This window comes from Neobacillus drentensis, assembly GCF_036965645.1.
In the GTDB taxonomy this organism is placed as follows: domain Bacteria; phylum Bacillota; class Bacilli; order Bacillales; family Cytobacillaceae; genus Neobacillus; species Neobacillus drentensis_D.
Genome location: NZ_JBALPZ010000091.1, coordinates 25,160 through 38,790 on the forward strand (window position 1 = coordinate 25,160; position 13,631 = coordinate 38,790).

General features: G+C 41.2%; 14 protein-coding genes and 1 other annotated feature (1 of these 15 cut by a window edge). All 14 genes read left to right on the top strand.

The window, feature by feature from the left end; translation table 11 throughout:
- The first annotated feature begins 10 nt into the window (after window positions 1–10).
- The 14 genes from pilM (at window position 11) to V7266_RS17765 (ending at window position 13,488) form a co-directional block, all read left to right on the top strand.
- Window positions 11–1,009 carry a type IV pilus biogenesis protein PilM gene (pilM, locus tag V7266_RS17700; protein ID WP_335469549.1) on the top strand — a complete coding sequence of 333 codons (999 nt, stop codon included), beginning with the start codon at window positions 11–13 and terminating at the stop codon, window positions 1,007–1,009.
- A complete protein-coding gene (locus tag V7266_RS17705) occupies window positions 1,009–1,857 on the top strand; it encodes a PilN domain-containing protein (protein ID WP_335469550.1) in 849 nt (282 codons plus the stop codon). The genes pilM and V7266_RS17705 overlap by 1 nt, the downstream gene beginning before the upstream one ends.
- Window positions 1,854–2,669 carry a type 4a pilus biogenesis protein PilO gene (pilO, locus tag V7266_RS17710; protein WP_335469551.1) on the top strand — a complete coding sequence of 272 codons (816 nt, stop codon included), beginning with the start codon at window positions 1,854–1,856 and terminating at the stop codon, window positions 2,667–2,669. The genes V7266_RS17705 and pilO overlap by 4 nt, the downstream gene beginning before the upstream one ends.
- Before the next feature lie 134 nt (window positions 2,670–2,803).
- Entirely contained in the window at window positions 2,804–3,886 is a 1,083-nt protein-coding gene (locus tag V7266_RS17715; RefSeq protein ID WP_335469552.1) for a hypothetical protein, read from the top strand.
- Window positions 3,887–4,239: 353 nt separating this feature from the next.
- Window positions 4,240–4,812, top strand: a complete 573-nt coding sequence (locus V7266_RS17720; protein ID WP_335469554.1) for a Maf family protein — start codon at window positions 4,240–4,242, stop codon at window positions 4,810–4,812.
- 32 nt (window positions 4,813–4,844) lie between these two features.
- Window positions 4,845–5,534, top strand: coding sequence for a RadC family protein (gene radC / locus V7266_RS17725; RefSeq protein WP_335469555.1), 690 nt, complete (start codon window positions 4,845–4,847; stop codon window positions 5,532–5,534).
- Window positions 5,535–5,697: 163 nt separating this feature from the next.
- Window positions 5,698–6,720 carry a rod shape-determining protein gene (locus V7266_RS17730; protein ID WP_335469556.1) on the top strand — a complete coding sequence of 341 codons (1,023 nt, stop codon included), beginning with the start codon at window positions 5,698–5,700 and terminating at the stop codon, window positions 6,718–6,720.
- Window positions 6,721–6,974: 254 nt separating this feature from the next.
- Window positions 6,975–7,844 (top strand): rod shape-determining protein MreC, encoded by an 870-nt coding sequence (gene mreC, locus V7266_RS17735; protein WP_335469558.1) that lies wholly within the window; start codon window positions 6,975–6,977, stop codon window positions 7,842–7,844.
- A 2-nt stretch (window positions 7,845–7,846) separates the two neighbouring features.
- Window positions 7,847–8,365 carry a rod shape-determining protein MreD gene (gene mreD, locus V7266_RS17740; RefSeq protein WP_335469559.1) on the top strand — a complete coding sequence of 173 codons (519 nt, stop codon included), beginning with the start codon at window positions 7,847–7,849 and terminating at the stop codon, window positions 8,363–8,365.
- Window positions 8,366–8,664: 299 nt separating this feature from the next.
- Window positions 8,665–9,345, top strand: coding sequence for a septum site-determining protein MinC (minC, locus tag V7266_RS17745; protein WP_335469560.1), 681 nt, complete (start codon window positions 8,665–8,667; stop codon window positions 9,343–9,345).
- Window position 9,346: 1 nt separating this feature from the next.
- The gene (gene minD, locus V7266_RS17750) at window positions 9,347–10,150 is read left to right on the top strand and encodes a septum site-determining protein MinD (RefSeq protein ID WP_335469561.1); all 804 of its coding nucleotides are present in this window, start codon (window positions 9,347–9,349) and stop codon (window positions 10,148–10,150) included.
- Window positions 10,151–10,255: 105 nt separating this feature from the next.
- Entirely contained in the window at window positions 10,256–11,080 is an 825-nt protein-coding gene (locus V7266_RS17755) for a peptidoglycan DD-metalloendopeptidase family protein (RefSeq protein WP_420491442.1), read from the top strand.
- The gene (locus tag V7266_RS17760; RefSeq protein ID WP_335469563.1) at window positions 11,073–11,939 is read left to right on the top strand and encodes a M50 family metallopeptidase; all 867 of its coding nucleotides are present in this window, start codon (window positions 11,073–11,075) and stop codon (window positions 11,937–11,939) included. Before V7266_RS17755 ends, V7266_RS17760 begins: the two co-directional genes overlap by 8 nt.
- A gap of 91 nt (window positions 11,940–12,030) precedes the next feature.
- Window positions 12,031–13,488, top strand: a complete 1,458-nt coding sequence (locus V7266_RS17765; protein ID WP_335469564.1) for an Rne/Rng family ribonuclease — start codon at window positions 12,031–12,033, stop codon at window positions 13,486–13,488.
- Window positions 13,489–13,562: 74 nt separating this feature from the next.
- Window positions 13,563–13,631 (top strand) — a sequence feature (ribosomal protein L21 leader region); it runs 14 nt beyond the window's last position.

The window sequence follows — 13,631 nt, forward strand, 5'->3', positions numbered from 1 at the left end:
GTTTATAAATATGGCATTTTCCCTCTTTTCAACGAAAAACAGAATAATCAATCTGGTGATAAATGACCATTCGATTCGCTTTTTGGAATTAAAACAAGAGAGTCCGCCGGCACCACAAAGATGGTTAGAACGATTCTTACCGCCTGGAATTATTACAGACGGGAAGATTGTCGATTTCGATTCGTTGTCAAGCATTCTGGAAGAATGTATTGATGATTGGAAGATTCGCAGGCGTTCCATTCGTTTTATTGTTCCAGATCCACTTGTGATAATCCGAAAGGTCACGATACCAGCCGATGTTCAAGAGGATGAAATCAAGGGTTATCTATATTTAGAACTCGGCTCCAGTATCCATTTACCATTTGAAGAGCCAGTCTTTGACTATTTCTCACTGAATGATAATGGGAAGACGAAGGAATTACTTTTATTTGCTGCACCAGAGCAGAATGTAATGGAATATGTTGACCTGCTTAACCGTTTGAAACTGAATCCGGTGGCAGCGGATATTTCCCCGCTTTCACTCTACCGGTTGTATCATAAATTAGACCGGGCAGCAGTTGATGAAGTGTTGTTTACGGTTCAGTTCGATTTAACAGGTGTGAATTTGTGTATCTTTGATGAAACCGTTCCGTTAGTGATGCGCCATTTCTCCTTGTCATTTGATATCGATCAATGGGAAGTATCCCGCGATACACTCGGCTTAATGGTTTGTAAGTTTAACGGAGAACCTGAAGAATTGGTCGTCCAATTTGAAGATATATTTAGAGAAATTAATAAGTTATTAGATTTTTACCGTTATTCACAAGGTAATAATGAAAAACAGGATATCACTAAGTTTTTATTAAATGGGGACCATCCGATGGTGATGGCCATTTATGATGAGATGAAGGAAAGGTACGATATTCCTGTTGATTTAATCACGATTGATAACGAAACAAAGAGCAAACATATGAGCATACCGTCTAATCTTTTCCTACCTTTAGGTCTTGCTTTAAAAGAGGTGCAATGATGCTAGTAGAAATTAACCTGCTCCCTCAAAAAGAACCTAAAAAATTTAATATTATTTATTTATCAGCCATTGTGGCTGTGCTTATCTTAATCGGCGGCGTTTATTTTTGGCAGATTAATTCTGTCAAAAGTGATGTGGCTTCAGTAGATCACCAAATCGCGACAACCAAAAAAGTCACCGAAACCACTGAAAAAAATGCAAGCCAGAATGAGGCTTCCAATTCCGCCAGCATATTAAAAACGGCGGTTGACTGGGCAAAGGATTACCCGATTCAAACCGTCCCAGTGATGAGACATCTCACTGCGCTTTTACCAGAACGAGGATTTATCCAATCATTCGCATATACCGAGGCAGCGACGGTTACAATTAGTGTTCAATTTGATAGCTCTCGTGAAGCAGCCTATTTTTTAGAAAGTCTAAAAGATTCAGACTGGATTGAAGATGTGAGTCTGACTTCCTTAACGGCGACTGAAGCAAAAGCAGCTGCTAATACTGCCACGCAGTCAACCGGACAAACCACGGCAGCAGCAACTACGGGAACGGCCGCTAGTACAACAACTGCCGCTAGCACCACAACAAACTCGACAGCTTCAGCCCAAGCCACTGCTAATGGTCAAAGTGCTACTGCTGCGGGGCAAACGAGTCAAACGAATACAACAATTACAACAACAACTAATTCAAATCCGACAAATACAGGCGTTGTATCCAATGGAACGACAACAACTCAGCCTGCTAATAATAATATTGTGCCAAGATACATTGGGCAATTTGAGATTAAGTTCAATAAAGATGTAATCAAAAAAGCAACAGACAAGAGTAAGACAGAGGAAGGAGTGACGGCATCATGAAACTCCCCCTATCAAAAATAGATAAAATCATCATGGGTTCTGGAGTACTATTAATCTTGATCGTCATTGTTTATTCTCAGTTCTTCTCACTAAGTCCATTAAAGTCAGATTTATCTTTAAAAGAACAAGCCCTAGAGACAGAACAAAAGCTATTAGATACTGTAACCCAGAAAAATGCAGAAACGGCTAGCACAGAACCGGAAGATACTTCCGAGCTTCAGAAGAAAGTGCCTGTAGAGCCACTTCAGGAACAATTTATCCTTGATTTAGAAAAGGCAGAAAATGTCTCGAATAGTGAAATTAAAACAATGAGTTTCTCTAAGGATGCTGATGTAACAGTTGCCACCGATCAAACAAACGCGCAATCTGCAGCAGCGGGTCAAACAACTACACAAACTACAACAACAGATCAATCTGGCACTGCTGCTACTCAAAGTACAACCAGCCAAACAACGACAGATCAATCAGGAACCCAGCAACAAGCGGCTGCTCCTTACAGTGGGTTGAAAAAGTTAACCGTTCAACTTTCAGTAGAGTCAGCAACCTATCAGAATTTGGAAAAATTTATTGAAACAGTAGAATCTCTTCCAAGGATCGTTTCTGTGGAAGCGATCAATTATACAGGTGATAAAGAGGTAACCAGTCTCGGAACCGAGACTCAGCCGCTAACCTATTCGCTCACGGTTTCGACTTTTTACATGCCTGGTTTGACCGATTTAAAAACAGATCTTCCGAAAATTGATACACCTGCACCAGCCGGTAAAGATAACCCATTAAGCCAATTTCCGGCTGCTGCGACAACTCAGCCATAGTAATAACGATGGCGAACTACCAAATAATTTGGCGAAAGACAACCATAACAAGACGACAAAAGTCTTGTTATTTTTTTTTACCCTTATGTTAGGATGAAACCAATGACCCTTCGGAAGAGAGAGGAGTACAAGCAGTGGACAAGCCTAACAAAGGCAATACAATCAAGATTAAATTAAATGGAGAAACCAAAACCTTTGAGGAAGAACCAAAGAAAGTCGACCGCGAACCAGCCATCGAACCTATTCCGGGAGTGTTAGAAATAGATTCGAATAAAGTAGAAAATGATGTATTCTTCGAAACTGCCGCAGCCAAGGAATCTGTCGATGAAAGCTTTGACTGGATCATTCCGGAATCCTCCGATCAAGATATTGAGGAATTTACAATTGCAGGCAACAAAAAAACAAAAAAGCCAAGCCTCCCCAAAATAGCAACCATTTCAGCCAATCCAAAAAAGAAAAAGGACCGTAACATCGTTACAATTGTTACTTCAGCCGCCTTTGCCATCCTTATCGGTACAACAATTGGATTTGTTATGTTGAAATTAGTGATCACAGGGCCAACGGATAAGCCGAGAACTGCTTCAGTCCCAACAGTGGCCGAAGAAACTGGAAATACGACAGTCGGCCAAACTGAAGAAAATTCTTCGAAGGCTACTATCTTGGAGCAAATGACAACTTATGTGATACAGGGCGGTGTGTTCACTTCGAAGGATGGTGCGAAGGAAACATCAACCCAGGTAACTTCGAAGGGTGTTCCATCCAAACTAGTTGAAATGAGTGGAAAGCAATTTTTATTCCTTGGGGTAGCCGATTCCATTGAAACAGCCAAATCACTCGGCAATCAATATAAAGCAGATGGTGTCGGAGATGTTTTTGCCAAGCCGCTTTTACTTGATGAAAAACAAGTATCCGGTCTTAATGACAAAGAGAAGAGCTTCCTAGAGAATGTGCCTGCTATCTATCAAACGTTATCACAAGCAACCTCAACGGCTCTATTAAATAATAAACTGTCTGTTGAATCGACTAAGGCGATCACCGGTCTTGAGGAACAATTAAAGACGAGCGGTTTAAAGAATGAGAAGGTAAATACGATAAAAACAGAATTAACGACCGCGGCTGATAAGTTAAAAACTTATCAAAAGTCGAAAAGTAAAAAGAGCCTCAGTCAAGCCCAGCAGCATCTATTAAACTTTTTAAGTGCCTATTATTCCTTGTAATCGACAATAGATGATATTTTCCGGGAAATAAGTCCTGCCATTTGGGTTGGACTTATTTCTTTTTAAAAGTAACAATTGAGAATTGTCCAGCTGCAGCGCCTAGGGACTCGGGGGCATAAGCCAATCCGTCACGAAGGCTAAAAAGAAGTCTTCTCGCCGGCTCGTCTAATGCCTGTCGCCCCTAGGAAAAAATGAACTACTTTTTTCCCTGACCAAGGCGCTTCCGCTTTTCTTTGCATAATTTGACAATAATCATCAAAATTTAATGATATTAAAATTGTTTGCTTCTTTAATTTCTGATAGGATTAACATGTATCTCCCTATTACAAAATGTCAAAAGGACAGGTGATTGAATGCAAAACCTCATTTTAGCCTCTTCTTCTCCACGGCGAAAAGAACTTCTAGAAAATCTCCACTTATCATTCGCGATTTCAAGCAGTGATGTTGATGAAAGCTTTGACCCATCACTTTCTCCTGAGGAAGTAGTTATGGAGTTAGCCGAGCGGAAAGCACAGGTCGTTTTTCAAAAAAATCAAGATTCCTTTGTGCTTGGCTCTGACACAGTTGTGGTTATCGATCATCAAATTTTAGGAAAGCCAGCTGACGAAGCAGAAGCCATCAGTATGTTAAAAAGATTATCAGGACGAAAGCACGAAGTTTTCACAGGTGTTGCGATTGTAACTCCAACGGGTGCAAAGAAATTTTATGAAAGAACGGAAGTATGGTTTTGGGAGTTAACAGAAGATGAGATTTACGCCTATGTGCAAAGCGGCGAACCGTTTGATAAAGCAGGTGCCTACGGGATTCAGCAGCTGGGCAGTATGCTTGTCAAAAAAATAAATGGAGACTATTTTGCGGTTGTTGGTCTGCCTGTTGCGAGGACCATAAGGGAACTGAGGAAGGCAGGCTGCCCTTTGCCATATTAGAGAAAACTCCCACTCAAAAGGGAGGAAATGAAATGTCCACAAATTCATTAATGATAAGGGATTTTCCCCAGGATGAACGGCCAAGAGAGCGGTTTGTTAACCATGGGCCGCAAAGCATATCCAATCATGAATTGATTGCGATTTTGCTTCGAACCGGAACAAAAGATGAATCAGTACTGCAATTATCCAATCGCCTTTTAACGCATTTTGAAGGTTTGCGCATGTTAAAAAGTGCGACGTTAGAAGAAATGACGGAAATCAAAGGGATTGGGGCAGCTAAGGCGATTCAGATTCTTGCGGCGGTTGAGATTGGCCGAAGAATTGCCAATCTTAATTACACAGACCGTTATGTGATCCGTTCACCGGAAGACGGGGCGAAGTATGTCATGAATGATATGCGCTTCTTGACCCAGGAACATTTCGTCTGTTTGTTTTTAAATACGAAAAATCAAGTCATCCATAAACAGACTGTGTTTATCGGCAGCTTAAATGCCTCGATCGTGCATCCGAGGGAAGTCTTCCGCGAAGCATTAAAGCGCTCCGCAGCTTCTATTATCGCTCTGCATAATCACCCCAGTGGAGACCCCACGCCAAGCCGCGAAGATATTGAAGTAACTAAGCGTTTGGTAGAGTGCGGGAAAATCATCGGCATCGATTTGCTCGATCATTTGATTATCGGCGAAAACAAGTTTGTGAGTTTAAAGGAAAAAGGATATTTATAACACTAGGATATTATTTGACGTTAGGATATAATATTGGGTATGATTTTTTAGGACTGTTTTTTAAAGTAACCAGTAAAATAGTACGATAAAAGACATGATAATTAGGGTGATTACCTGCCTATAGAATTTGTGCATTTCGTAACAGAAAGGGAGATACAACAGTATGTTTGGAATTAGACCTAGAGATCTTGGAATTGACTTGGGAACCGCCAACACCCTCGTCTATGTAAAAGGAAAAGGCATTGTCTTACGTGAGCCATCAGTAGTAGCCATGCAGACCGATACAAAAAGTATTGTGGCAGTTGGGAACGACGCAAAAAATATGATTGGACGGACACCGGGGAACGTTGTTGCCATGCGGCCGATGAAGGACGGCGTCATCGCGGATTTTGAAACGACCGCAACCATGATGAAATACCATATTCGTCAAGCGCAGAAAAGTAATAATCTTTTTTCCGGTAAGCCATATGTCATGGTATGTGTACCATCAGGGATAACGGCTGTAGAAGAAAGAGCCGTGATTGACGCAACAAGACAAGCTGGGGCAAAAGATGCTTATACGATTGAAGAGCCATTTGCTGCGGCCATTGGTGCTAACCTGCCTGTTTGGGAGCCTACCGGCAGCATGGTCGTTGACATTGGCGGAGGGACAACGGAAGTAGCGATTATCTCTCTAGGCGGGATTGTGACAAGTCAGTCGATCCGTGTGGCTGGCGATGAAATGGACGACTCGGTTATTTCTTATATCCGTAAAAATTATAATTTGATGATTGGGGAACGTACCGCTGAACAAATTAAAATGGAAATCGGTTCTGCAGGCACGCCTGAAGGAATCGATAATATGGAGATTCGCGGCCGTGATTTATTAACCGGTCTGCCAAAAACGATTGAAATCACAGCTAAGGAAATTGCTTCTGCCCTTAATGATACCGTTTCTGCCATTGTAGAAGCGGTCAAAAATACGTTAGAAAAAACACCGCCTGAACTGGCTGCTGATATTATGGACCGCGGCATTGTTCTAACAGGCGGAGGTGCGTTGCTTCGCAATTTGGACAGGGTCATTAGTGAAGAAACGAAAATGCCTGTTTTAATTGCAGAAAATCCACTTGATTGCGTGGCCATTGGTACGGGGAAAGCACTTGACCATATTCACCTGTTTAAAAACAAAGCAAGGGATTCTCGTTAACTAAGCACTTTTTAAAAGAAGGCTCTGTTAAACGACATTATTATTTTTTAATATTTTGTTGATAGGAGCGGAAGGCGCTCGACTCCTGCGGGAGTATGGGGCAGGGGAGACCCCGCAGGCGCAAACGCGCCGAGGAGGCTCCCCGGCACGCCCACGGAAAGCGAGCGTCTGGAGCGGAAATCAACAATCAACTTTAACAGAGTTTAAAAAGAAAAATACTTTCTTATCTATATCGAAAAATGAGGTGTATAATCATGCCACAGTTCTTTATGAATAAACGACTGATTATTTTGCTTGTCAGCATTATTGTGCTCGTGGCATTGATTGGGTTTTCTTTAAGGGAGAGAAGCAAACTAACCTGGCCGGAGCAATTTGTCAAAGATACCACCGGCTGGGTTCAATCCTTGGTTTCAAAGCCTACTAATTATGTAGCAGGCTTTTTTGAAAATCTCCAGGACCTTACCAATACATACGAAGAGAATAAAGAATTAAAATCACGAGTTGAAGATCTTGCGAGCCTTGAAGCACAGGTTCAAGAGCTGAAGAATGACAACGCAGAATTACGTGATGTTCTTGGTGAGAAGAAGACCCTGAGAGATTATGAACCACTTCCAGCTACTGTGATTGGAAGAAACCCTGATCGTTGGCATGAAATGATTATAATCGACAAAGGTAAATTAAGCGGTGTTAAGAAAAACATGGCGGTTGTCACAGCCAACGGCCTAATTGGAAAAGTAAAGAGTGTAACGCAATTTAGCTCAACTGTTCAGCTGTTGAGTTCAATGGATCCTAAGAACCGAATTTCTGCGATTGTTCAAGGGAAAACCAATGTATATGGATTAGTAGAAGGCTATGATAGCGAGAAAAAATTACTCCAGGTAAAGGCCATTCCGTCTGGTGCGGAAATTCAAAAAGGGCAAACCGTTATTACTTCAGGACTAGGGGATGTTTTTCCTAAAGGATTAATGATCGGGAAAGTGGTCGAAGTAAAACAGGACCAATATGGATTAAACCTAACGGCTTTGGTAAAACCAGGAGCTGATTTTTATGATATTAAGACGGTCATTGTTACGAAAAGAGTTATGGCGCAAGCTGCTGATACAACGACCGGGACGGGGGAGTAATCGTGAAAAAGTTACTTCTCCCTCTTTTGTTTCTGTGTCTATTTATTTTAGAAAGCTTATTTGTTCAATATACCCCTACTGAACTATTTGGTCATAGTAAAATCATTGCCCCTCACTTTCTGTTTGCTGGATTATTATTTTTAACGATTTTTGTAGGCCAAAAACAAGGACTTATTTATGCAGCCATTTTTGGGCTGTTATTTGATATTGTCTATATCGAAATTATTGGGATTTACCTTTTCCTTTTTCCGTTTGTTGCCTATCTTGTATCCAAGATTTTGAATATCCTGCAAAATAATTTTTTTGTTGCCATTGTGATAACAATTGTAGGGATTGCTTTGTTAGAAGTGGGCGTCTATGAAATGGACTATCTAATTCATGTTACAGATATGAATTTTGTGAGTTTTCTTAAGCTGCGCTTTTACCCGACGGTGATCTTAAATGCGGTATTTGTTATCATTGCTGGATATCCTTTAAAAAGATTGTTTGAGAAACATACAGAAGCAATGCGGGCTGAATAGTCTGTAACAGGTTTTCTTTTTGAAAGGCTCTTTTCGTACATTTTGTTGCTTTGGACCTTGATAGGTCATTTACTACGTTCGGATGGTTTTTCGAAAATGGACCCGCGAAAAGATGCCTCGGAGCATTCTTTTATATGGGTGATCGAAAAACAACTATCTATGCGAAATTAGCCTTTTGAAAAGAGGAGAATAGAGCGCTCATGTCGAATTTTTATTAAATGTCTGTATTTTTTGATTTGGAATAGCCTTTGAGATGTTATTTCAAAATTGTTTTCTTATTATGAGGTGAAAAATTCTCCATGAAAAAGCGGCAAAATGTTACAATAAAGGGTACGAAGGAAGGTCTTGTCCTTCATCTTGACGATACATGTTCCTATGAGGAACTAAAAAAGGAACTGGACCAAAAACTATCAGCAAACTCCCGGACACAGGATGAACGCAATTTAATTTCTGTCAAAGTAAATGTAGGCAACCGCTATTTATCCTTAGAGCAGCATGAAGAATTAAAAGAGTTAATTCTTCAAAAAAGAAACCTGGCTGTTGATGAAATTGTTTCGAATGTTTTGACGCTTGAAGAAGCCAAGCAGCAAAAGATTGAAAATGAGGTCATGACGGTTTCAAGTATTATTCGTTCCGGGCAAGTGTTAGAAGCTCCTGGAGATTTATTATTAGTCGGCGATGTGAACCCTGGCGGGACCGTCATTGCCGGTGGAAATATTTTTATAATGGGTGCTTTAAAAGGAGTTGCTCATGCCGGCTGTTTTGGCAATGATGAAGCTGTAATTGTCGCCTCAAGCATGAAACCATCGCAGCTCCGGATTAGTGATCAAATAAATAGTGCACCGGATCATGATGAAAACAATGAGCCGCGGGAAATGGAATGTGCTTACATAGATGAAGACCGGAAGATTATTGTTGATAGATTACAAGTTTTAGTTAAATTAAGGCCTAATTTAAACAGATTCGAAGGGGGACATTAAGGTGGGAGAGGCAATCGTAATTACATCCGGTAAGGGCGGAGTGGGTAAAACCACTACTTCTGCTAATATTGGGACTTCTTTGGCCCTTCAAGGAAAAAAGGTATGCTTAGTAGATACAGACATCGGTCTTCGAAATTTGGATGTAGTAATGGGTTTAGAAAACAGGATTATTTATGACCTCGTGGATGTAGTAGAAAAAAGATGTAAAATCCATCAGGCCTTGGTCAAAGATAAACGTTTTGATGGCTTATTATATTTACTTCCGGCTGCACAAACGGTTGATAAATCAGCCGTAACGCCGGAACAAATGAAAGAATTGATGATCGAATTAAAGCAAGACTATGATTATATTATTATTGACTGCCCAGCCGGGATTGAACAGGGCTTTCAAAATGCAGTGGCCGGTGCTGATAAAGCAATCGTCGTGACCACACCTGAGGTATCCGCCGTCCGCGATGCTGACCGGATTATCGGACTTTTAGAAAAGCAGAAAAATATGGAAGCGCCTAAATTAGTCGTTAACCGAATTCGCAATCATATGATGAAGACAGGGGATATGCTCGATATTGATGAAATCACCCAGCATTTATCGATTGAGTTGATTGGAATTGTGGCCGACGATGAAGAGGTCATTAAAGCCTCCAATCACGGTGAACCGATTGCCTTAAATCCAAATAGCAAAGCATCGATTGCTTACCGGAATATTGCCAGAAGAATTCTTGGTGAATCCATACCTCTTCAGCCGCTTGAGGATGCAAACAAAGGTGTCTTTACGAAACTTAAAAAATTCTTTGGTGTTAGATAATTGAGAGCCTGTCTGCTTTTATGCAGACAGGCTTTTTAATATTGTCATACTCATTCTTCTTCCCACATAAACTTGTACAAAAAAGCAGGAAAAGGGTTGATGGGTATGGCGCGGTCTACACCGGAAGAAATACGGCGGCGAATCGCCAAGAGAAAAAAAGAACAAGGTTCCAATTCAAATGCAAATTCAAATTCAAATTCAAATTCAAATGCAAAAAGTCCTGAGCACCAAATTACTTGGCCTGGTGATGATGACCATTATGATTTTAAGTATATGAGTCCCTCTATAAGCGGGGGCGAAGACCCAGGACATCCCCTCTTTAAAAAAGAAGTTTTCTTTTTTAAGATCTTGGCCTCAGCGCTTCTTTTCTTGGCCGTTGCCATTTTATTCCGGAATCATACGGTAAAACTCGAGCCGGCCAGGGACTTTGTCACAAGTCAAATGGACAAGGATTTTAAGTTTGCGGTTGTTTCTAATTGGTATGAGGAGAAGTTCGGCAAACCATTAGCACTGCTGCCTTTTACAGACGATAAAACCTCCGATCAAAAAACGGTGGCAGAGAATCAAAATCTTTCCGTTCCTGCAATGGGAAAAATTCTTGAAAATTTTCAAAAAAACGGTCAGGGGATCATGATTGAAACCGGAAAAGGGGCAGCCGTTCAGGCCATTAATGATGGACTGGTTACGTTTGCGGGAGTAAAAGAAGGGTTAGGCAAAACAGTCATTATCCAACACGCCGATAAATCCGAAACCTGGTACGGTAACTTGGACGACGTTAAGGTGAATTTGTATGAGTATGTCGAAAAAAGGACCGTTGTCGGTACCGTTTCTGCTTCTACAGGGATAGATAAGACAAAAGGCCAATATTATTTCGCGATTAAAAAAGACGATAACTTTATCGACCCGATTCAGGTGATCCGCTTTGAATAAGGCTATTACTCTCCTAAGACTGATTTCAATCCATCCGTTGTTGTGGATTGTGATTGCATTATCCATTGCGACAGCCCATTTCCTTGAGGTCTCCATGCTGCTTGGGATTATTTTTATACACGAGATGGGGCATGCAGCTGCGGCTTCTTTTTTTTCCTGGAGGATTAAAAAGATCTCGCTGCTTCCATTTGGCGGGGTAGCTGAAATGGATGAACACGGAAATCGTCCTTTAAAGGAAGAGACGATTGTGGTGTTAGCCGGGCCGCTGCAGCATGTCTGGATGGTCGGGCTTGCTTACGTTTTATATTCATTGCAACTGTTCCCGGAGGATTTATTTCATCTTTTTATCAATTATAATGTGATGATCTTTGTGTTTAATCTATTCCCAGTTTGGCCGCTTGATGGGGGGAAGCTGGTATTTTTGCTGCTCTCCTTAAAGGATTCTTTTCCTAGAGCCCATCAATTGACCATATTAATTTCTTTATTCTGTTTAAGCCTGTTTTCCGTGATTATTTTATTAACCGCTCCTTTGCATTTGAATGTGTGGGTAGTCATCATCTTCTTGTTTTTCTCGCTTTACCATGAGTGGAAGCAGCGTCGCTATATTTTTATGAGATTTTTACTTGAGCGCTATTACGGGAAAAAAGCGACTCCTGATAACTTGAAGCCGATTCAGGCGAGTGAAGAGGATTTAGTCATCCATGTCCTCGAAAAATTTCAGCGCGGCTGTAAGCATCCGATAATTGTGGAAGCAGATGGCAGAGAAACGGGTACTCTTGATGAAAACGAGCTCTTACATGCCTATTTTACGGAAAAACGTCTGACGGATAAAATCAGCGACCTTCTTTTTTCCTACTAATAGGGTATAATAAGAAAAATGAGAGAAGCGCCCGGATTAGGAGCGCTTCTTCTGTGATTTGAAGAAAGTTTGTAAAGTGAGGACGCCTCAATTGGAAACATTAATTGTAAACTACCAGTCACGGGAAAAGCGATTTGCTTATCTAAGAGATAACCGTGTTGAAAATATTGTGATAGACCGGCCTGAACACCGCTCGCTGGTCGGTAATATTTATTGGGGGACCATCACCAAAGTCTTACCCGGTATGAACGCTGCCTTCATCGATATTGGCGAGGAGAAAAATGCTTATTTGAACCGGAATGCTCTCCCATCGTACGTTCAATCAACAGAAAAACAAAAAAACGTCACTTCCTTCGTCCATCAAGGTGAAAAAATGCTTGTGCAGGTCGAGAAGGATGCAACAGGCACCAAGGGTCCAAAGGTCAATGGAATCATCGAGATTGAGGGAAATCACCTCGTTTTTATGCCGCAGGGGCGTTATGTGGCGGTATCTAAGAAAATTGCCAATGAATCTAAGCAAATCGGATTGCGGCAAATGGGAAACAAGCTAAAAACGGAAGAAGAAGGGATGATCTTCCGGACCTCGGCCATCTATAGTTCCGAAGATGAAATCTCAGCCGAACTTCATAACCTAAGAGAAAAATACCAAGAATTAGTACTAAATGCTTCAGCCTTAAAAAAGCCAGGATTACTTTTTCAAAAAGACACCTTTACTGAAATGATCAAGAACCAAGCTGGCAGGATGAAGTCGGGAGAAATCATCGTTGACGATCTCGCTATAAAAAAATTACTCGAACCCGTAAAGGATCCTATTCATCTTATCTATTACAATGACAAGGAAAATATTTTTTCAAGCCGCAAAGTGGAGCATGAAATTGATAAAGCTCTAAAGAGAATTGTTTGGCTTGATCACGGGGCATATCTGATCTTTGATGAGACCGAGGCGTTAACGATTATCGATGTTAACACAGGGAAATTTTCCGGCAAGCAGGACTACCAGGAAACGGTCCTCAAAACCAATCAACTCGCAGCAAAAGAAATAGTCAGACAGCTTCGTCTCCGCGATATTGGCGGTATGGTTCTCATCGATTTTATTGATATGAAAAGCGAACAGGACAAGCAGTCCATTATCAAAACAGTGGAGAACGAGGTAAATAAAGAGGAAAAAAGAACAAAAATCATTGGGTTTACAGAACTTGGCGTCCTGCAGCTGACAAGGAAAAAGACAAAGGTTGCCTTATCAGAGGCACTTAAGGTTAAATGTCCAGTCTGCGAGGGCACAGGACGTATTCTTAGTCCTGAAACGGTTTCCTTCCGGCTTGAAAGAGAGCTGTTAGAGCACCGAAGTGCAGATTATGAGGCAATTCTCATAGAGACAACTCCAGAGGTAAAGGAGGCGCTCCTTGGGACAAATGAGACCCACAAACAGGTGTTAGAGGAGCTTCTTCATCTCAAACTATATTTTATACTTCAGGAGTCTTTACCTTATTATTATCAACTTAAGCAGTTTGGAACTGCAGAGGAACTCGCTCAAAAGGAAAATTCGTGACAGATGAAGTACCCAAATTCGTATTGACACATTCAAGGAAACTATGTTAATATCTTAATGTTATGTTTGTAGCACCCGTGCTACAACCGCACAGTGCAGGTAGTAAGCCTTTTGCTTTACGCATTAGCGCCTGTATTTGGCGA